The sequence below is a fragment of the Nocardia ignorata NBRC 108230 genome (assembly GCF_001612905.1).
Classification (GTDB): Bacteria; Actinomycetota; Actinomycetes; order Mycobacteriales; family Mycobacteriaceae; genus Nocardia; species Nocardia ignorata.
On record NZ_BDBI01000045.1, the window covers coordinates 15,126 to 35,128 of the forward strand.

A 20,003-nucleotide genomic window follows, 5' to 3' on the forward strand; every position below is an offset into this window, starting at 1 on the left:
GATCCTGCCTAGTGCTCCTGCGGGATGTGCTCGTGGATGGTCAGTAACACATGGTCGAACACGGTCACCGCCTCCACCGCAGGCGTGGGCAGATTCGGCAAGGCATCCACCAGTGCTCAGAGCATAGAGACAGCCTCCGACATCTGGGGGCGATGCGAGTCGAATCCAGCTGAGCCGGAGGCTGTTTGAATTGGGGTGACGGGTTCGGTTCTCGCAGCGGTAGCCAGCGTCAACTGTGCCATGAGCCTTGAGGACGGTGACACCGTGATTCGCGGCGAGCCCGGAGCGGGGGTGGATCAGGCCGACGGTGCCGTGCGGCAGCGCGAGGGCGACGCCGGTGCCGATCAGGGCGCGGCCGTGTGGCGCCAGACGTACATCGTCGGTGGCGTGCAGGTCAATACCGGTGTCGCTGGGATGAGCCCGGCCGGGGGTGTGTCAACTCGGGATCGAGCTAATGAAGGGGACCGTGCGGATCGGAGGTGTCTCCGATCGAGGCTATGTCGGGTGCGGCTTGTGGGGCCGTGGGGTGTAAACCTCTGCCCGGAAGCGACTGGGTTGCGCGCGCCGTGCGATCATCGGCCCCTCTCGATGCCCAATTCGATGCCCTTCGACGGCCCTTCACGGGATCGGGACTTCGGGCGCAGCTCCGCTTCGAGGGCAAGGTCATGCTCTTTCCGCTGTTTCTCGCGCTCTATTTGTAGCGCTTCCTTCGATTTCTGCGCACTGAGGCCGCGATGGGACTGGTGGGTAATTTGCGTGACTTCGAGCTGGGCCAGATCCACTCCGCCGAAAACACCGCGGATCTGCTTCGCGAGCCCAGCTTCCTTGCTGTGTTGGTCCACCCACCGTTGCTCGCCGTCCACCTCGACGATGAGCGCGTGTGCTTGCTTGTCGACCTGCACCTCCTTACTGGCGAGTGCCTCTACTACCCGTGGATCGACACCGGTCTTGAGCAGGTGCTGCGGATCCAACCGCAGCGACTGCGCAGCCTTCTGTGTCCGCTCGTTTCGCTGCGCGTCGGATATGCGGTCGCCCGTGTCCCGTTGCCCCTGCTCAAGCGCGACCCGCTCCAACTGCCGGTTGTGTGCTTCGACCATCCTGGCCATCAAGTCACGGTTCTCAAGCTCGCGAACCCGCTGTGCCTCAATAGCCTTCGCCTTCTCGAGCTCTTTCGCCTCGCGCTCCCGGATTGTCTCCTCTACTGCCGCAATAGCCTCCGATATCGGCCTACCGGGCTGCTGGGCGTGCTGGGCCAGCACCAGCGCCGCGAGCTCGCGGTGCTGGGGTGTCGGCATCGGCAGATATTCCAGCATCTGGACCTGCTTCGCCACCGGCTCCTGACCGGCGATCACATGGTGCATCTGCTGCATCATCGCCGCCAGCTCCGGGTCCATCCCCGGCTCGATCGCCATCTCCTTCGCCGGTGGTGCTAAGGCGCGGGCCTCCCCGACCGCAGCGATCACGACCTCCCGATCCACTGTTTCGAGGATTTTCAGCAGCTTCTGCTCACGCGCCTCACGTTGCTGAGCTTGGACCCGCTCGACGATTTGTGCCTCTTTCAGGCGCAATTGGGCGGCTTCGCGGGCGATCTTGTCCCGCTCACGAGTGATCTGCTTATCGACCTCGATCATCTGTGCCAGCTCGATCTGTGCGCCCGCGAGGACTTCCAGGTCAATCGGCCGGCCCTTCTCCTTTGCCTTCTCGATCTCCTTGACAAAACCCTCAAGCGCCCGCGGCGCGGTCGTCAGCTCCGGCGCCTGACGTACCTTCTCAATCAGGTGTCCCAGCCGCTCTACCGCTTTCGCGTGCGCGATGGGGCGGCCTGCGTCGATATACCGCCGGAAATCCCCCTCCGACAACTCGATCACCTTGAACTTGCCCGGGAACTCTTTCTCGAGCTTGCGGGCTTCCCGCATCACCTCTGGTGCTGGTGGACGCGCCGCGCGGACGATGTACTCGGACAGGTCACGGGTCTTACCGGACTTGAGCAGCTGACGTTCCTTGGCCAGCTGCTCGAGCCCCTTACCGATGGCGACCCCACCGGCCTTGTATTCGGTGGTCCTGGTGACGATTTCGCGACCGGCTTGCTTCACGACCTGCGCGGCGTCGTGCTGCCGGACAGTATGTCCGGGGACGTGTCGCCGGTGCTCCTGCCGCCATCCCTGCTCTGGGGTGCGACCGTGGATGTGCTGGTAGCCGTAGGCCAGCATGTCGTGCAGGGTCTTCGCGTCGCCCCACAACTCGACTGCATGCTCCCACGACTCAGGACTGCGGATATGCTCGAGTTGCTGCGCGGTAAGCGATACCTGAGTGGCCGCCTCCGCGATCTTGGCCATCACGTACGCCTGGTGCCCGCGGTCACCGGCCTCGGTGAGTCCGCGGTCCGTGCGGGGCACGACGTCGCGGGACGGATCGGGCGCCTCGGGGGTCGGACCTGTCATAGGCCACCCCGGGCAGGGTTACGGGCAGACGGGCGTGTCCCAGGTGATAAGCGTGTGCAGTTCCCGCGCGAGCGTGGCTGGCTCCCGGCCGAAGATGACGCGACGGATCGACTCCTCAGGGTCGACGTACACACCGATGCCGGGGAATTCGAGTGCTGCGCCGATCGGGTTGCCGTCGAGGATTTGCACCCACACCCACTTCCCGACGCCCATCGCGCGCAGGTAAGTGTGGCCGATGCCGCGGGCGCACAGCGCGAGGTACGCCATTTCGTCGTCTGTGACGGTCTCGCCAGGATTCGGGAACCGAACCAAGGCAGCGTCCTCGATCGCTGCCAATCCGTCGACCGTCCACGGGTCGTCGAGTTCGGCGAGGCGGGGAACCACATGAAGTAGGCGGGCGAGATCGTCGACCTCACGGTCCAGCCACGCACGGAACTCCGGCGACACCTGCTGTTTCGCCAGGCGACGCAGTTCGAATTCGCTATACGGTCGGTCTTCGCCCACGGTCGTGTGAACCTTTCGCGAGGGGGAGCTCCGGTTCGTGTATTGGTCATCGTATCCGCCCAGTGAAAGAACGTTTCACACTTCAAAGATCACCGCAGGCGGATGGTGTAGGAACGTAGCAACTCGTAGCACAACCCCTTGAAACCCGTGGTCGGGCCGGTACAGACAAGCCCATTGGTCGACATTTAGGGGTCGGTCAGGTCGGGAAGGCCGAGGCCGTAGCCGGTGAAGAATGCCGTCACTAGTCGGCCTCTGCCACAGTCGGGATGACCGACTCGTGGGGATCATCGGGGCGCAAGCCGACCAGTCCCGGTTCGTAGCGCATCCCGGACTCAAGGGCTGACGACACTCGAACATCTCCTGCAAGCGGAGCATGATCCCCGTGATCGTCGACCACCCATAAGGTATTCACGCATAGCCCTCGACCGCTGCACCATCGACAGCACGCACCTCGAGATGCGGGACCAAGAGTGATGTGAGAGGCTGGAATATCGCCCTCACAGTGCAGATTTCGAGTTGCCCGCCTGGCGGCGCTGACGGATGGTCCGGTCGAAAGGACCGATCGCGAATGGACGGATCCCTCATCCGTGCAGCTCGCCATGCCCGCGGTTGGTCGCAAGCGCGGCTGCTCAGCGCGCTGCGAGCGCAAGCCTCGATCGAGCGGATCACGTTGATGAGCCCAGACTCTTTGCGAGTCGCATTGTCTCGCTGGGAGAACGGGCACATTGTCCCCGATCCGGTCCATACACGGCTGTTGTGCCACGTCCTAAACCTCCCACTCGCCGACAGCACGACTGAGTCGGAATCAGTCAGGGAGCCCTCCGACGACACCCTTTTCGGCATCTTGGCCCATCACACGAACAGCCTGCGCCTGATGGATCGACGCTTAGGTGCTCCACTGGTGCGAGCGCAAACCACCAACTACGTCACGACGTTGGAGGCTTTGTGGACGACCAGTTCGGGCGCCGATCGGCGCAGTGTCGCCCGTGTCCAAGCCGATACGGCCGCGCTTGCGGCCTGGCAAGACCTCGACGTCGGCGACCACACTGCGGCCGAAAAGCACTACGAGCTCGCGCACTTCGCCGCCTCAAGGTCGGGTGAATCGGCGCTCTTGGCGCACGCGCTCGGGGAACACGCGGTCATGATGTCTGAGACCGGTCAACCAGACCTAGCGCTGGCACAGGTCCGCCGCGCGGAGGCGCTTCCTTGTCTACCGCTGTTGCTGCGCGCTTGGCTCGCCGCGACTCGGGCGCAGGTCGCGACCTACTGCGCCGGCGAGACCGCGACTGTCCTTGCGGCGATTACCGAGGCCGAGAACGCATTAGAGAGAGCCCGACCCGGCGATGAAGTAGCGTTGCCGTTCCTGGCCCTCAACGAGGTCCATTGGCAACGATGGAAGGGCCACTTACTAGTGCGCGTGGGTGATCCGGCGGCGGGCGCGATCGCCAGCGAAGCCTTGGCTGCTCTGCCAGGCGAGTTTGTACGGGCACGCGCCGGACAACTACTCGATCTGGCCGAACACGCGACCCGCAAAAGCGAGCTGGATCAGGCCTCCGAGCTACTGACCTCAGCAGCGACCGCGATCACCACAGTCGGGTCACGGCGCCTACGTAACCGGCACGACCTGCTCGCGCACCGCGTCCGGGAGCGGTCCACCAGCCACGAATAGAGGCAAAGCGGCCAGCATCCCGACCGCAGTCGCAGTCCCGAGTAGCTGACCGGTCCCGAGAAGCTCACGAGTCTCGGCCAACGGCACCCACACCAAGTCTGCGGCCTCCTCGGCGTCGCTGGGGGGCGCGACCTGGCGCGGCTTGCGACCGAGGTAAATATGGTGAGGGGTTTCTACCAAACCGGGCATCGGCTCCAGAACCGCGACCAGCTCCAGCTGCTCGACCTCGAAGCCGGTTTCCTCCAATAGTTCCCGGCGCGCCCCGGTCTCCGGGGCTTCGCCTGGCTCGATGATCCCGCCTGGCGCTTCGAGCCCGACTCTATCGACGATCCAGCGGTGACGATTCAGCAGCAACGCCCGTCCACAGTTGTCGAGGACGATCACGCAGGCAACCGGATTAAGCCGCACCGCGTGATGGGTGCGGGCGACGCCGTCAGGGGTGACGATGTCGTGCAGGCCCACGCGCAGCCACGGCGGTGCGGCGTAGACGATGCGTTCACCAAGTACTTCGGTCATGGGCGGGAACGCGGACGAAGCGGGGGAAGCCATTGCTTCACGGTACCGGCCAGACCACGGGTTTCGTCGCGCGTGCTACGGGTTGCTACGTTCCCGCACCACCCCAGCCACTTCGAGGCAATTCTCACCATCAGAAATAGTCTTTGAGCATCTCTTTTGACCAAGAGGGCTGCTGAATACCTCCCCGAGGCCCGAACTCTGTGAACCATGGCTTGATATCGAACACAGGGGTGCCATCCACGGCGTCTAGTTCCGCGACATGGAGGTCTAGGCCGTCGATTCGAAGAAGTCGGGCGCGGGAAACTCCTAACCAGTTGAGGCGACGCATGTTGCGGTGCCCGAAGATCCCGACCTCAGGCCATTCAGGGTTGTCGCGCGCGCTCCGGGCGCCGAAGTGGAGGTCCGCTTGGTCAGTCAGGTGGAAGCGGAATACGACCTCAACATGGGAAAACTGGTCGAGCCCTTTGACAGAGTCTTCGCCGAACCGCGGATCATCAATCCGGATGATCGCCTCTGTGCCGCCCCAGTGATCATCGGTCGGCTCATGTCGCCCACCGACCACGTGCGCGATCGCCTCCACTTCGAACTTCTCATCAGTCATCGCTGCATTCCTATTCCCGCTGTGCTTGCAGATATTCTGAGGCGCGGTTCTCGACTTCAACCACTCCCGGTACCGTCGAATCGCGATGCGGCGCGACGGCGGCGCGGATGCCGCGTGCCACGGCGCGCGTGCGTCCCGATTGAACCTGTTCCATCGACGACAGTGCAGAATCCCATGTCGCACAAGCCTTTTCAAGGTCGCCTTGTCTTGCCTGGATCGCGCCTAGATAGCCGAGTGTGACTGCGTGAGTGCGCGCAAACGCCTGCGCTTTGCGTTTGCGTACGCTGCGCTCGAACTGCTCAGCTGCACCTTCCAGGTCTCCGGAATCACGAAGGACACAAGCGGTTTCGTGAGCCAGGCTTGCCTCAGTGAAGAAGAACATACGCGAGGGTTCACTGACAGAAATCGATGACGACGCGAAATCCTGTTCGGCGACGATTACTGCCTTCGCCGCCTCTCGGTGGCGACCGGCGGCACTGAGCGCTTTTGCGTGCACGATCTTAAGCAGTGCTCGTTCACGGGGTGTCGCAGTACTGTAACGGGACCCAGCGACGGACACCTCGGCCAATTGCAGCCCCTCGGCAGGATGTCCGAGATCAACGGCCTGGTGCGCCATCGCGCGCAAGATATGGCCGGTCAACGGCGCATTCTCCGCCTCGACGGCGAGCTTCGTGGCCGTCATGAAATAGCGCTGAGCCGCGGAATGCTCGTCATTGTCGAAGGCCATCCACCCTGCCAGGTACGCCATCTCAGCCGCTGCCGAGAACATATCGCGACGTACGGTGTCGCTTGGGTAACTGCCGTGGAGATACTCGACGACCTCGCTACTGAGGTACTGAACAACAGCGCGCCGGCCGTGGCCACCGCCCATGCGCTGCTCGATCTGAGAGAACAGCGCCATAACATTTCGGACGTCGGCGACATCGGAAGATCCGACGCACCGAACCCCACACTGGACTCTGGCCACAGGCGCGTCTAGCCATCGGGGCAACAACACTGAAGCACCCAGCGCTGTGGAGTACCCGCCACGCAAGAAAGCGCGTCTTTCCACGTCAGCCTTTCCAAGGTCGGCGAGAGTGGCGACTGGGTCTCGAAGGCCACCGAATCTCGTCTCATAACACGCTATGACATCCGGAGGCGGTGTGCGTTCCCCGGTCTCGTAGTACGCCAACGCCGACTTCCCTCGGTGTATCTGGCCTGCCAACGCAGCCAACGACACGCCTGCAGCCTCGCGGGCAGCTCGCAGCTGCGCACCGACGATAGCGCTGTGACTGTCCATGCTGTCGTATCATGCCACCCTGTGGACACGTTGTGGACGGCGAATTTCTCCCAGCGCCCGCGAGATTCACGCAGTGCCAGAAGGTAGCTGCGCAGCAGTATCGCCCTTAGCTACAAGCGCCGTACATGCACTACGTCGAATTTCTAGCGCCAGCTTCACTCACCAAATGATTGCCCCGGATTAACGGTTTCCGCTCGCGCCCGGCTGGCGGGGGCTCGGTCGCATGGCGATGCAATCGGAGCAGGAGATTCGGCATCATCGTCCGCGTCGGTGGGCAGAAGACTGAAGCTGGTCGGCTCCGTCGGGGAACAACCCGGAACCTCGCCGACAATCATGCCTGATCAGGCGGTGAATGTCGTCGGCCCGGGCGACGTCGACCTCCTTCTCCCCTGCTTCCTAACCGCCTGTCCAGTCTGACCGGTGCTCAGGTATGACTATCGCTATGAAGCTCGTCGACCTGCTCGACATTCCTCGCCCAGGATGTGAAAAGGCTGGAACGCTGGCGGAGTTTCTGGCCGACCCGCGGGTTGCCCAATTGCGATGGCCCGGGGATGTCGTTGACCAATGGCTTTGGGAGCACGGCCGACACGAGGAGTTCCTCGATGACTACGGCGACTTGGAGCTGGAGTCGGTGCAGTGGAGTAAAGAGTCACTTTCGCACGTAGAGCTCGTGTCGTTGCCGACTGGCCCGAGCGAGTCCGCAGTGCTGGAGCAGTACGCAGTTGACCATCGCCATTGGGTGCGGGTGCGCCCACCGGAGATCGCGTACGCATGGGAAACGGCCGGAACATGGTTGCGCGCGCCGCTACTCATCGACCGTGCCCTTCTCAATCCACCGACCACCGGACTTCAGGTCGTCGAAGGCAGGACACGCGTCGGAGTGCTCCGCGGCCGATACCGCGATGGACTCCGCGTCGCCCCTCATCACATGGTGTGGATCGGGCGATAGCTATTCAACAAAGCTCGTCATATCGCACTGGCGCATAGCTACCGATTTTCGAGGGCACAGACGACCAGGAGCTCGCCACGCCAATAGACAGTGGAACGTATCGATTTTTGTCATCGAAGCAGGGCCTGCAGCGTAGACGGCTTCGACTGCTTTCGCACCATTGGGGGCCCAAAGCTGAGCCTTCGTGCCGCGCAGCGGCGCGGATCGTTGGTGTAGTTCGCTGGTGTTGGCGCGACACGAACAGTTTGGCTCAGGCGTTGAGTGCCGAGTGTGTGAGCTCGCCGAATTCCCGTACGAGCGGGTGATCGGGGCCGCCGAGTCGAGCCATTCGCAGGTGGACGTCGCGAACGGCCTGAACGGATCGGGTGGATTTGACCCTTTTGGAAAGGGTGAGGGTGCGGATACCGGCCGCGTGTGCGGCCTCGAGATCACCACGGTGGAGGTGAGCAGCGGCCAGCGCAGCGTTCGACATCGCCCCGCGCCGCGCTCGGCCCTGGGATTTGGCGTGCTCGATAGATCGGTTCGCGTGCAGCTCAGCTTCATCTGGGCATCCGATGTCTCTGAATGCGTTGGCGATCTCGCCATGGATGTAGGCCGGGTCGATAAAGCGAGCCCACTCCGGTTCGCTGTCGGTGTCGACTTGCTCGAAGGCCTTCTCGGCCTGGGTTAGAGCCGTGATCGTCGCGCTCCGCTCGCCTGTCGCGGCCAGTGCGCGTGCTTCCAGAGTCCATAGGTCGGCCATACAGGCATGGGAGTCGGTGGCGCGGAGTCCGTGTCGGCCGGCTTGTGCTAGTCGACGGCCCTCTGCTGGGTTTCCGAGCAGTGTTGCTTGGTCGGCCAGCCCAGCCAATACGTGCGCACCGATTGCTGGATCGCGTGACTCTTCAGCGAGGCGTAGTGCCTGGATCAGGTAGCGCTGTGCGACGCCGTGCTCGCCGTTGTCGAATGCCATCCACCCGAGTAGGTAGGTCTGTTCTGCGACCGCTCCGTAGAGCTGGTGGTGGACCTCGGCGGATTGAGAGCGACGCAGCAGGGGGTAGACGTGGTTGTTCATGTAGGCGGCTAGGACCAGTCGACCGGATCCTCCACCTTGGAAGATGTCGATTTCCTGGAACTTGGAAAACATGTCGCGTAGCGCGGTGACATCGTCGAGATGAACGCGTTGCCCTGCTCGGGGAAGTTGCTCGAGTGTGTTGAGTAGCCAGTCGCGGGAGGGTCCGAGTCCGGCCAGCGCCACAAACGGTGCGGCGGTCAGGAATTTGCGTCGGTCCACGTCGGCTCTCCCGAGGTCTGCGACAGACTCGATGCTGTCGCTCACTGACTGATGGTAAATGAGCCCACGGTCGCTGTGGGGCTCTCCGAGTCCCAGATCGTACGTGGTGACGCGGTAGCCGAGTTTGTCGGAAATCAGGTCGGCGATCAGATCCGGGACGGGTTGGCGAGGTTTGCTGCCCTCGATCCATCGTCGGACGGTGGTGGCGTCCGGCACGACGTGATTGTGCCCCCGAGCTGCGGCGCGGGTGGTGATCTCGCGCGCGAACTCCTTGTTGCTCAGGCCTGCGCGCAGCCTCCAGTGGTCCAGGGCCGATCTCGGCTTGTCAGTCACTACCCCTCCAGTCGTGTAGGAAGTGCCACCCTTTGCCACCCCTTGTGGCGCTACCGCGCTACAGAACCCCAGTACACACTGAAATCGCGTCCGGACCAAGGGTTCTGACGACACCGCCACAAACATCGGCGGTTGATTTCCTCGGGGTTGCGTCATTGCCAACGCACCGCAGGCAAACGCCCCACCGATGGAAAGCCTCGAGACACCCAACAGCATCGATGAAAGGCAGCCACATGACCATCACCGGAACCGTGAAATGGTTCAACGCAGAGAAGGGATTCGGATTCATTGCCCGTGCCGACGGGCCTGATGTCTTCGTTCACTACTCCGGGATCATCGGCCAAGGATTTCGAAGCTTGGCCGAAGATGATCGCGTCCAGTTCGAAATCTCGCAGGGCAAACGCGGACCCCAGGCGGTGCAAGTGCAACGCGTAGAAGCGACGGTCGGGGCTGCTGCAGGATCGAGTGACAGTGGTTAAGCAGCCTGTCGGACTGCTGGGGACATGATGGTTTCGAATTCGATCGGGGTCAACCGGCCGAGCCGGGCCTGACGACGCCGACGGTGATAGGTGCGCTCGATCCAGGTGACGATCGCGATCCGCAGTTGTTCGCGGGTGTCCCAGCGCTGCCGGTCCAGCACGTTGCGTTGCAGCAGGCTGAAGAAGCTTTCCATGGCCGCGTTGTCACCGGCGGCGCCGACGCGGCCCATGGATCCGACCATCCGATGGCGATTGAGCGCGCCGACGAATCGTCTCGAGCGAAACTGACTTCCACGGTCGGTGTGCAGAACGCAACCAGCGACATCACCTCGCCGGGCGACGGCATTGTTCACCGCGGCCACCGCGAGCCGCGACTTCATCCTCGAATCGATCGAGTAACCGATGATCCGGTTGGAGAACACGTCCTTGACCGCACACAAATACAACTTCCCTTCACCGGTCGAATGCTCGGTAATGTCGCTGAGCCACAAACGATTCGGCTTATCAGCGGTGAAGTTCCGTCGCACCAGATCGTCATGGACCGGCGGTCCGGGCTTGCCGTTCTTCCCGCGCCCTCGCTTGCCGAACGCGCTCCACCACCGATTGATCGAGCAGATCCGCCACGCTGTCCGCTCGGCCATCGATTCACCCGCTTCGCGGGCCTCGTCGGCGAGGAATCGGTACCCGAATTCGGGGTCGTCGCGGTGGGCGTCGAACAACGCGTTGGCCCGATACGCCTCGGCGATCTCGCCGGCGGTCACCGGGTCGGCCAGCCACCGGTAGTAGGGCTGGCGAGCGAGCTGCAGCACCCGGCACGTCACCGCCACGGGAATCCGTTCGGCGGCAAGCTCTTTCACGAGCGGGTAGAGCCTTTTCCCGGTATCTGCGCCTGCGACAGATACGCGGCCGCGCGGCGGAGCACCTCGTTCTCCTGCTCCAGCAGGCGGATCCGGCGACGAGCATCACGCAACTCGGCGGACTCGCTGCGCGTGGTCCCGGGCTTGTTGCCGTCGTCGACCTCAGCTTGGCGCATCCATTTCGACAACGTCATCGGATGGACGCCGAAATCGGCCGCGATCTGGTCGAGGGTAACCCCGTCGTCGCGGTTGCGGGCGACCCTGACCACGTCGTCACGGAACTCTTTCGGATACGGCTTGGGCACTGTGACATCCTCTCAGGCCAGCCTCCCGGCAAGCCATCTCGATTGTCACCTACCCCTGCAGCAGCCCCGTCACCTCCGCTCCTCTGCCTGGCAACGCGCCATGAAAGTTGGCTGATGCCAGTTCCGTGGTGGCCCTTCCTGTCACAGCTGTGGACATGGTGTGGACACCGAATCCATACAGCCCGGACCGGGCCGCTGGTTATCTGATCGCTATGAGTCGCGCACACGATTGGGGGTGCACAAGCGGTGCGGAACCGAAAACACCACGAGCTGATGGCCATCCTGAGGTCCGCTGCGCGGCACGATCCCGGCGAGCTGGAAGCCTTTGTCGCACAGCTCAAAGCCGAAGCAGACCGGTTGGGTGGGCGAGCTCGCCGCCGCCGATCGGCCGCAATCGACAGGGCACTGGCCGCTGTCATCGACTCCCGATCGTCTCGAAAAGCTGCCACCCCTACGAGGTTCGATCCCGATGCCTGTGGAGGCTACCCATGAACACCACTTCGACCGGAACCGTCCTCCTCGAGGTTCCCGATCCAGATGTGTGCATCGCAACAGAGGCCGAGTTGGCCGCGCCGGACCTGTTCGGTGTGTCGGTGACATCTCGCTGTGCCTACTACCAGCAGGTGTGCCAGCTGCCAGCCTCTCTGGATTCGGTCACCGGTCAGATTATCGTCGTCGCGGGGCGAGTGCAGGCGGTCATGGTTCCCTGGACGCTGGGGCAACGCGTGCGCGCTGCTCTAACTCGATCCGAGAACAGTGGTGGGCCGATCGTGTCCCACCCCAGGTCGGGGACATGGACGTTCCTCACCAACTCCGACCGCGACCTGGAACCGACGCCCGATGACACCCGGCTCTGGTTGGGAAATGTCGTTGTGTTGTCCGCCGGTGCCCCGATCCCGCTCCCGACACCGACGGCGACAAATACCGACCGGTGCCGTGAGTGGGAGTTGCCACCGACCAGCCCGCAACGACCCACCACCTTCGCGGTCCTCACCGCGATCCGGGCGTGTCTGGAACGTGGTGGAAGACGATGAACTCACCACGAGTCTTACTGGTGGACAAGGTTATTCACCGGGCCAGCACGTATCGCAATGTGTGTGGTTTCGATGCATTCGTTCGCGAGTCCACCGGCCAGATCGTGTTGCGGACCGGGACTGTGGGCGCCGTCGAATTGCCGTCCGAGCTCGGTCACCGGGTGATCGCGGCATTGACCTGGCCGGGCCCGGTCATCGTGCATACCGATACCCCGGAACCGGTCGTGACGATCCTGACCGGGCCCGTGCCCACCCATCTGCGCAGTGGTGGGTCCTTCGCGACGCTGTCGGCTGCCGGCGCGGTGCTGGTGCCCGATGGTGACGAGGTGTTACTGCCCTCGCCGCGCGATCCCGCTCGCCGTTGGCTACCGCACGAGCCGCTGGATCCGTATCGGCCCTCGGCCGAGGTCGTGGTCACCACGATCTCGGCGTGCCGGTAGAACCGGAGCTTCGCGATGCCGCGGCGGATGCCGTCACCTCGTCCGGAGGAACCCGATACTCATCTGCGGGTGATCAGTGCCGGGTTGGTGGTCGACTTCTGCGGATGCCGCACTGCGGTGCGGAACTTCGTGCGTGACTGGCTTTCTCATCCTCATCCGTCCATGACCGTTGCTGAGATCCGGGACGGATTCCTCCCGATCAACCGAATGCCCTGCGAGGAATTGTGGCTAGACCCTTGACCGAAACCCCCGCCGATCGGTGCACCGCCTACCGCCGCCTCGGTTGGCGTGTCGTGCTCGACGGACACGACCAGATCATCCTGCCCGCCGACACCGTCCACGCCATCCAGGTGTGTTCGAAACTGGCGGACCTGGTGCTGGACATGCTGGGCCACAGCCGGGTGAGCACCCCGATCGTGGACAACGTCGCGACCGGTACCCGTACGTTCTTGACCACCCCGCCTAAGCCCAGCGATACCCGGGCCGTCAGGTTGTTTCCGCCTACCTCGAGGGTGCAGGCCATCCGTACCGTGACGGGCTCACCGATCCCGCTGCCCACCCCCGGCGACAACAGCCGAGTATGGCTCGCCGAACCCCGCCCCGACAGTCTCGCCGACTTCGAATTGCTGATCAGCATGACCCTCGACGCCGCGCGCGCCGCCCTACACGTCGCGTAACCCGATCACCACTTCCCGCTGAACCGATATCCCGATCCGCCGGGCACCGCCTGGCGTTCACCACCGCTGAAGAGACGGAAAACGATATGACGTACGTGAGTTGGTATGCCCGAACCGAGACCGGGCTGGCCAAGCTGCAGCGCAGCCTGATCGACATCGAAAGCGGTGTCACCCACCACCGCGCATGGAATCCGGAGCTGATCATCGGGCTCGTCCAGACCGAGGACTACGCACGCGCGGTCCTGGCCGCCTGCATCGAGGTGCTCGGCGTTCCGAACGACCTCGACGACGTCGTCGCTGCCAGAATGCAACGCCAACACATCCTCGACCGTGAAACCCACAGCTTCGAGTTCCTCATCGGCGAATGGGCATTGCACCGCATCGTCGGTAGTAGCGCGGTGATGCGCGCCCAGATCACAGCGCTGATCGACAACCTCGATACCCGCCCCAACATGCGGATCGGGATCGTCCCGCTGCACACCGAATTCCGTGCGCCCACACCGGCATTCGTCATCCACGACAGCGCCGCGGTCGAGACCGAAACAGTCACCGGCGAGGTCATCGCCACTCGACCCGACGATATCGCAGTGGCCGAACGGACTTTCGCCCTCCTGCAGAACCAAGCCGTCTACGGCGACGACGCCAGGGTCCTGCTCACCCAGGTACTGGCCACACACACCGACTGAATGTGCCCAGCCCGCTGCCGAACCACTCGGCTCGGCGGTGGGCTGGACTCGACTTAGACTGAGCCCCAGATCGATTCACTGCACGAATCGTGTCCATCCCGGTTGCGCGCTGTTGGCGGCAGGGTGATCTTGTCGATCATCCGTGCAGGCGTGCCGCTACCGCCGAAGTGGGTCGTGCTGCACGCGATGTGCAGCACGACCGGGGGCGTCCCGTCGACCTGGACCGGTTGGCGGTGGCGTGGGCTCCGCTCGTTGGACTGGTACGGGGCTGGACGCGCTCACCACCGATCTACTTGCGCGGGGGCGACGGCCACGATCCCGGTGTGTATCTGGTGGAAAACAGGGTTGGCTCGTTTCCGTTGCAGGAGAACTGATGACACGCAATCGCAGTACCGTGGCCTCCCTGGCGTGCGTTGTGGCCTTCACCGTGTTCGCACCCCACGCGGGGCTGGTCCGGGCTTCACCGTCAACGACGGCGGCGCCGGTTCCGTCGACGTCGCTGTCGTTGCCGAGTTGTCCAGCGCTGTATGTGTTCGCGGTGCAGGGCACCGGTGAGTCCTCACCGGATGCCGCACCCAGTACCGATACCGGGATGTTGTCGCTGGTGATACGGCCGATGTTGGCCGCCGCGCCCGGTCCCGGGCTGGTCGATCGTGCGTACGTGCCCTACCCGGCGGGTTTCGGTGGTGCAGTCGGTGCCTCCCCCGTCCCGTACGCACAGTCCGTGGCGACCGGGGTGCTGCGTCTGGAATCCATGATCACCCAGCTGCATTCGGCCTGCCCGACCACTCGCATCGCGATCCTCGCCTACTCCCAAGGTGCCCATGTCGCATCGATCACCGCACAAGACATCGGCTCCGGGGTCGGTGTTGTCGCACCCGAGCTGATCGCCGCCGTCATTCTGATGGCCGACCCCACCCGCACCCCCGGCGCGGGCTTGTTCCCCGGCACCGACGCCACGGCCCCGGCCCCTGCTCCCGGAACCAACGGCCAGCACCTGGCAGCATTACCACCGGCGCCGCTGCGATCGGGGGTATCGGGCGGCGGGATCGGTCCCCAGCGTGACACACCCGAGGACTTCGGGGCCCTGACCGGCCGCGTCGCCAGCCTCTGCGTCGCAGGCGATCTGGCCTGCGACACCCCGGCTGGGTCGGTGATCCTGCGCGCCGCCGCGGGAGTGGCGTCGCAGTCGCTGCTCTCGACCGGGGACCCGATCGCGTCGTTGATCTCGATCGGACAAGCCCTCGCCTACACCTCCCTCAACGCAGCCGTCACCCTCGTCGACGACGATGTTTCCGGTGACTCTGTCGCCGCACTGAAGGTGTCCCCGCAGAAGTCGATCTCGCAACGCCTCGCCGATGCCTCGGACCGGAGAACCGCGTTGAATGTCCACCAGGCCCTGGCCGCTGTAACCCGCATGGGCACCATCGGATTCAACGCTGTCCGCGCCGTGGTCGCATCGGTACTCAACCCCGCCGCACTCACCCAGCTGGCGGCCGTGGCCCTGTCCAATCCAGGCGCCGCTGTCGCTCTGCTCGGCGAAAAGTTCACCACCGCGATCAGCGAACTGGTGCCGCCGACGACCGGTGATGAGTTGATCAGCGCCGCCTTCGAGATCGTGCAACGCGAAATCGTCGACAACCGCGACCTTCTCGACCTAGCAACCTGGGTGCGGATCTGGGAAACCGGCATGCGACACGACGCCTACTCCCACCCCGCTGGCGGTGGCCCCTCGCCCGTTGCGTGGGCGGGAGCGTGGCTGGCCGCAGCAGCGCATGACGCTGCCGCGGCGCCGTTGCCATCGCAGCACACCAGCGAGCGTTCGCCTTCGGCCTTCAGGAGCACCCCGACACTCTCGGCGTTCGCCACGACCATGTCCGCGCCGGTTGGTGTGGACTCGCCCGCTCCCACCACCTCACCAAGATCGAGCCCCTCGCCGATCGAGGTGGTGGGAGCCCCCCAACACCTCGCGCCTCCACCGCCCCTGCCGCAACCATCCTTAACCCCTGCGGTGACCGTTGCCCCGCCACGCCAGCCCGGCATCACCGTCGACACCACAACCACTCCTTCGACCGTTGCTCGCCAGCCCGGCATCACAGATCCCACCCGCTGATCCCCGTACCCACCTCCATGAAAGGCGACCGATGAATCCGCTGCTCGCTGCCGGTAGCGACCTGCTGACACAACTGCACAACCCCTCTCCTCAAGCGCCACCGCTGTCGGAAAAGATCCTGCAAATGGTCCGCTACCTGACCTGGTTCATCCTGCTCTCGGGCATCGTGGCCATCACCTACGCCGGTGGGAAGTTCGCCTGGGAGAAATGGACCGGTGGCGGACTCGAATCACCGAAGATGATCGCCGGGGCCATGATCGGCGGCGTCGTAGCCACCAGCGGCGGAACCATCATGAACGCCGTCATCGGCAGCTGAGCCTGACCCGCTACCAACCTCGGTCCGGCACCTGACCAGCCCGGCATCCACTGAACCTTGCCCGCGGGCTGCCCACGTCATCGAAGGCGCGACGCCCTCGAATCCGCTGTCTGGCAGCGCGCTGCCCGCCAGCCATCACCTATCGATCGGAAACCGATGCCCAGCCCAATGACACCGTTGCCCGACACCAGCCGGTTGCTCGCGGTATGGAACGGTGCGCAACCAGAGGCAACCTCGCTCGAACACGCCACCCGGGCCTACGTCGCGCTCTGGACGATGTGCCTCCTCGACGTCGACCACACGCAGATCGGTGACTGGCAGTACTTCGAGCTTCCCGACACCGCAACCGGAGGCAGTCGCACCATCGCCCGGGTGATCGATGACGAGATCAGCTGGCACCTCGGGAACCAACCCGATGTGGCGGTGCTCGTCGACGACCATGTCCCCGGGCCCGTCACCGCGGGAGAACTGGTCGGCCGGCTCGCGATGTTCACGGTGCTGTTCGACAAGTGGCCACCAACCCTGGGTCAGTGCCCGATCGGCCCGGCATTCGTGGGTGTCGGCCGCCAGTTCGACAGGCTGATGCTGGATTTGGCCCGTGGTCGCAGCCAACCTCGCCGCCGCGCCGACGGCCTGCCACCCCTCGCGCGACCGCAGCGGATCGAACTCGGCATCCCCGCAAGCGACCGAGAATGAAGCCCTCAGCTCCGATGCTGCACTACACCAACATCACCGACCCCACCGCAGCGTTGGTCCGACACGGCCCCGACACCGTCGTCGGGCTCGCGTTCGGCCCGACGTGCCTTTCCTTGGTCTACCTCACCGTGCACCCCAACAGCCTCACGGGCCAATCAGATTCACTACCGGTCGAGGTGGCATGCGATCTGATCAACCATCACGGGGATCCGTGGCAAGCACGACGGCTACTGGCCCGCCGCATCGATGCATGCTGGCGCCACGCTCGGGCCCTGGCCGCCTACGCCCCGGTGCCGGAGCTGCGCGCCTACGGAAAATCGCAGGCGCTGTGCGATCTGGCCGGGCTCTGGGAATTCCGGGCCGGGTTCGGGTCGGAGATCATGACGATGATCGACCTCGCCTGCGACACCGTCGACGTCGGAAGCTCCTTGTTGGACGCGGTGATCGAGCACGGGTTCGCACCCGGCACTCCACGCGCGCGGCTGGCCCAACGCTCGGTCCTCGTCGAAGCGATCGCCGCCGCCGCCGAAGGCACACACCACCTCAACCTCCTCGATCCGACCAACCTCGACATCGCGACCCTGCTCGCCCGCATCGAACCACCCGCGCCCCCGCCGACCCACCTGGTGCCCCGTCGAGCTCAACCGCGTCGTAGGGAGCTGACTACACCCTGACTTTGCGCGAACCACTCCGACGGCGCAGCCAGAATCACCGCGATCAGCGAGGCACCATGACCAACCACCAACACCCCACCCGACGGCCGAAAGGAGCATCCTTGCCCAAGACCGAGAGCTCGACAACAGTGGTACTCAATCAAGAGGCTCCCAACCGGGCCCGCATCCTCAACGCCATCCTCGGCCGCAAAGACGCCGAACTCCACGACCGCCGCATCGGGGAACTGCTGGGCACCATCGACCCGCTACGGATCGCCATCACCGAATCCCGCCGCTTCGTCGAACGCGCTATCGCACACCTGGCCGCCCGTCACGGCATCGCTCAAATCGTCGAACTCGGATGCGGCTACCCGACGACGCCGAGCCTGCACGACATCGCCCAGGAGCACAGGGACTCGGTGAGAACCCTCTACATCGATTCCGACCTGCTCGTCACCGTCCACGCCCGTGCACTGCTGAGAGAACCTGGCAACCACGTCGCCCACATCGACCTGACCGATACGCCCACAATCCTCGAACACGTCGCCACGGTGATGGGCCCTGCCCAACCAGTCGCGGTCTGCCTGTCCGGATCCTTGGAATATCTCGCCGATGCCCCCGCAGTCCTCGCAGCACTGACCAACGGGCTACCCGCTGGGTCCTGGCTTGTGTTGAGCCACATCACCGCCGACGTCTTCACAGACGAAATCGCCGCAGCAGTCGCAATATTCGGTGCGAACGGGATCGGACTTCACCCGCGCAGCCGCGACGAGATCACCGCGATGCTGGCCCCGTACCGGCTTCTCGCCCCAGGTCTGGTCGCAGCACATCTGTGGCGCCCCACCCACGACTACGGACAGCCATCAGATTTGATGGACGAACGCCCGCCGCTGTCGGCGTCAACAGCGGCAGCCAGCTATGTCGCGGTGGGAAGCCTGGGTCCTTCCGACGAAATCCTCAGCTAGCCAGCCGCTCCCGCTTGCCACACGCTCTCGACGGAGGACAATCCATGGCGATCAGCGATTCTGACATCTCGGACACGCTCGCTGCCTACTTGGAGGACCACCCGGACGAGGCCACGCTCCTATCCGAGCCGATGCGGTTGCTGCGCGGCGGACACGATTTCGCCTCACGGCGAACCTTCCCCATGCACGTGACTGTCGGCGCCCTGCTGGTCCGCCAGCATTCCGAAGTCCTCTTGGTGCGCCACAAAGCGTATGGAGGGATGCTTTTGCAGCCAGGCGGTCATCTTGAGGAAAACGACGTCACGCTGATCGATGCGGCGGTGCGCGAGCTTGCCGAGGAAACCGGGCTCGATCCAAGCGTCGTCGCCCTAGAGTCACCGAATCCTGTCTACATCGAGTATGGCCCGGTTCCAGCTCGGCCGTTATCTGAGGTTGTCAAGGTACCAGGCCAGGTTGTCGCCGGGTTGCCTGTCGAGGCACGTGAGTTTCGTCATGAGTCCTGGCCGACTTGTAAGGTAGCGATGCATGGCGATCAGTGACTCCGACATCGCTGGTGCGTTGTCGGTCTATCTGGAGATGCATCCGGAAGAGTCCGAACAACTGTCCGAGCCGATGCGGCTGATGCGTCAAGGCGAGAACTTCGCGTCGCGCCGGAGCTTTCCTCTCCATGTCACTGTCGGTGCGTTGTTGGTTCGGAACGGCGCTGAGATCCTGCTCGTTGACCACCTCGCTTACGGGATCGTGCTGCAACCCGGCGGCCATCTCGAGCCGGAGGACGTGACGTTGATCGGCGCGGCGGTGCGCGAACTGGTCGAGGAGACCGGCATTCGCCCCGACGACGTCGTCCTGACCTCCCAGGTCCCGGCCTATGTCGAGTTCGGCGAGGTCCCGCCAAGGACCGCCAAGGACGAACCCGCCCATTTCCACCTGGACATCGGATACTCCTTCTCGACTCAGGCCGACATCGGAGACATCCAGGAGTCCGAAATCACCGGCGCCAACTGGTATCCGCTCGCCGAGGCAGAGAGCCTCGTCGGTACGCGCATCGCGCGCGCGGTCGACGCGCGAGCCAGGATCGGCTGATCAGCTCCGCTGGCTCCCGAGAGTGTCGAAAGCCTCTGCGGTGCAGTAGCTTCAACAGTTGGCAACCTGCGCGAGCGCAGCCCGATCGCCCTCCGGAGTCAGCGGCGAATATGGAACGGTCCTTTCACTCCTAC

Annotated in this window: 21 protein-coding genes and 1 pseudogene; 14 read left to right on the forward strand and 8 right to left on the reverse strand. The window is 64.2% G+C overall.

Going from position 1 to position 20,003, the window contains the following annotated elements; genetic code table 11:
* Window positions 1-279: 279 nt before the first annotated feature.
* The 3 genes and pseudogenes from NI2_RS35425 to NI2_RS30010 all read right to left on the reverse strand — a co-directional run.
* Window positions 280-399 (reverse strand): annotated as a pseudogene (locus tag NI2_RS35425) (dUTP diphosphatase); the annotation flags it as partial.
* A gap of 173 nt (window positions 400-572) precedes the next feature.
* Entirely contained in the window at window positions 573-2,336 is a 1,764-nt protein-coding gene (locus tag NI2_RS30005) for a hypothetical protein (protein WP_133734313.1), read from the reverse strand.
* A 123-nt stretch (window positions 2,337-2,459) separates the two neighbouring features.
* On the reverse strand, window positions 2,460-2,945 hold the full coding sequence (locus NI2_RS30010; protein ID WP_067497844.1) for a hypothetical protein: 486 nt from the start codon (window positions 2,943-2,945) through the stop codon (window positions 2,460-2,462).
* 568 nt (window positions 2,946-3,513) lie between these two features.
* On the opposite strand from NI2_RS30010, the gene NI2_RS30015 reads away from it, so the two are divergent.
* Entirely contained in the window at window positions 3,514-4,614 is a 1,101-nt protein-coding gene (locus NI2_RS30015; RefSeq protein ID WP_067497847.1) for a helix-turn-helix domain-containing protein, read from the forward strand.
* Here NI2_RS30015 and NI2_RS33375 read toward each other — a convergent pair.
* From NI2_RS33375 to NI2_RS30025, 3 genes are all read right to left on the reverse strand, one after another.
* The gene (locus NI2_RS33375) at window positions 4,552-5,163 is read right to left on the reverse strand and encodes an NUDIX hydrolase (RefSeq protein WP_084476981.1); all 612 of its coding nucleotides are present in this window, start codon (window positions 5,161-5,163) and stop codon (window positions 4,552-4,554) included. The two genes, NI2_RS30015 and NI2_RS33375, sit on opposite strands and share 63 nt — an antisense overlap.
* Before the next feature lie 97 nt (window positions 5,164-5,260).
* Window positions 5,261-5,731, reverse strand: a complete 471-nt coding sequence (locus NI2_RS30020) for an SAM-dependent methyltransferase (protein WP_067497850.1) — start codon at window positions 5,729-5,731, stop codon at window positions 5,261-5,263.
* A gap of 10 nt (window positions 5,732-5,741) precedes the next feature.
* Entirely contained in the window at window positions 5,742-7,010 is a 1,269-nt protein-coding gene (locus NI2_RS30025; RefSeq protein WP_084476983.1) for a helix-turn-helix domain-containing protein, read from the reverse strand.
* A 442-nt stretch (window positions 7,011-7,452) separates the two neighbouring features.
* On the opposite strand from NI2_RS30025, the gene NI2_RS30030 reads away from it, so the two are divergent.
* Complete coding sequence (locus NI2_RS30030; protein ID WP_067497962.1) at window positions 7,453-7,959, forward strand: hypothetical protein; 507 nt, start codon at window positions 7,453-7,455, stop codon at window positions 7,957-7,959.
* A 250-nt stretch (window positions 7,960-8,209) separates the two neighbouring features.
* On the opposite strand, the gene NI2_RS30035 is transcribed toward NI2_RS30030, so the two are convergent.
* Complete coding sequence (locus tag NI2_RS30035) at window positions 8,210-9,565, reverse strand: NsdA family TPR-like regulatory protein (protein ID WP_208115434.1); 1,356 nt, start codon at window positions 9,563-9,565, stop codon at window positions 8,210-8,212.
* A 233-nt stretch (window positions 9,566-9,798) separates the two neighbouring features.
* Between NI2_RS30035 and NI2_RS30040 the strand changes: the two genes are divergently transcribed.
* The gene (locus NI2_RS30040) at window positions 9,799-10,044 is read left to right on the forward strand and encodes a cold-shock protein (protein ID WP_067497856.1); all 246 of its coding nucleotides are present in this window, start codon (window positions 9,799-9,801) and stop codon (window positions 10,042-10,044) included.
* Here the strand turns inward: NI2_RS30040 and NI2_RS30045 are convergent.
* Window positions 10,041-11,206, reverse strand: a protein-coding gene (locus tag NI2_RS30045; protein ID WP_157104700.1) for an IS3 family transposase whose coding sequence is annotated in 2 segments (ribosomal slippage) — window positions 10,041-10,919 and window positions 10,922-11,206 — 1,164 coding nt in all. Because the reading frame shifts where the segments join, the coding sequence is not laid out codon by codon here. The two genes, NI2_RS30040 and NI2_RS30045, sit on opposite strands and share 4 nt — an antisense overlap.
* Before the next feature lie 488 nt (window positions 11,207-11,694).
* Here NI2_RS30045 and NI2_RS30055 point away from each other — a divergent pair.
* From NI2_RS30055 to NI2_RS30105, 11 genes are all read left to right on the forward strand, one after another.
* On the forward strand, window positions 11,695-12,240 hold the full coding sequence (locus tag NI2_RS30055) for a hypothetical protein (RefSeq protein ID WP_067497864.1): 546 nt from the start codon (window positions 11,695-11,697) through the stop codon (window positions 12,238-12,240).
* A gap of 20 nt (window positions 12,241-12,260) precedes the next feature.
* Window positions 12,261-12,680: a hypothetical protein gene (locus NI2_RS30060; RefSeq protein ID WP_067497866.1), complete on the forward strand. Its 420-nt coding sequence runs from the start codon at window positions 12,261-12,263 to the stop codon at window positions 12,678-12,680.
* A 236-nt stretch (window positions 12,681-12,916) separates the two neighbouring features.
* Window positions 12,917-13,357 carry a hypothetical protein gene (locus NI2_RS30065; RefSeq protein ID WP_067497869.1) on the forward strand — a complete coding sequence of 147 codons (441 nt, stop codon included), beginning with the start codon at window positions 12,917-12,919 and terminating at the stop codon, window positions 13,355-13,357.
* Window positions 13,358-13,443: 86 nt separating this feature from the next.
* The gene (locus NI2_RS30070; protein WP_067497872.1) at window positions 13,444-14,043 is read left to right on the forward strand and encodes a DUF5753 domain-containing protein; all 600 of its coding nucleotides are present in this window, start codon (window positions 13,444-13,446) and stop codon (window positions 14,041-14,043) included.
* Window positions 14,044-14,416: 373 nt separating this feature from the next.
* Window positions 14,417-16,156, forward strand: a complete 1,740-nt coding sequence (locus tag NI2_RS30075; protein WP_084476989.1) for a cutinase family protein — start codon at window positions 14,417-14,419, stop codon at window positions 16,154-16,156.
* A gap of 31 nt (window positions 16,157-16,187) precedes the next feature.
* A complete protein-coding gene (locus tag NI2_RS30080; protein WP_067497878.1) occupies window positions 16,188-16,472 on the forward strand; it encodes a hypothetical protein in 285 nt (94 codons plus the stop codon).
* A 168-nt stretch (window positions 16,473-16,640) separates the two neighbouring features.
* Entirely contained in the window at window positions 16,641-17,168 is a 528-nt protein-coding gene (locus NI2_RS30085) for a hypothetical protein (protein ID WP_067497879.1), read from the forward strand.
* Entirely contained in the window at window positions 17,165-17,842 is a 678-nt protein-coding gene (locus NI2_RS30090) for a hypothetical protein (RefSeq protein ID WP_067497882.1), read from the forward strand. The genes NI2_RS30085 and NI2_RS30090 overlap by 4 nt, the downstream gene beginning before the upstream one ends.
* Window positions 17,843-17,943: 101 nt before the next feature.
* Entirely contained in the window at window positions 17,944-18,786 is an 843-nt protein-coding gene (locus NI2_RS30095; protein ID WP_166655846.1) for an SAM-dependent methyltransferase, read from the forward strand.
* 44 nt (window positions 18,787-18,830) lie between these two features.
* Complete coding sequence (locus tag NI2_RS30100) at window positions 18,831-19,325, forward strand: NUDIX domain-containing protein (RefSeq protein ID WP_067497888.1); 495 nt, start codon at window positions 18,831-18,833, stop codon at window positions 19,323-19,325.
* The gene (locus NI2_RS30105) at window positions 19,312-19,869 is read left to right on the forward strand and encodes an NUDIX hydrolase (RefSeq protein WP_067497891.1); all 558 of its coding nucleotides are present in this window, start codon (window positions 19,312-19,314) and stop codon (window positions 19,867-19,869) included. The genes NI2_RS30100 and NI2_RS30105 overlap by 14 nt, the downstream gene beginning before the upstream one ends.
* The last annotated feature ends 134 nt before the right edge of the window (window positions 19,870-20,003 follow it).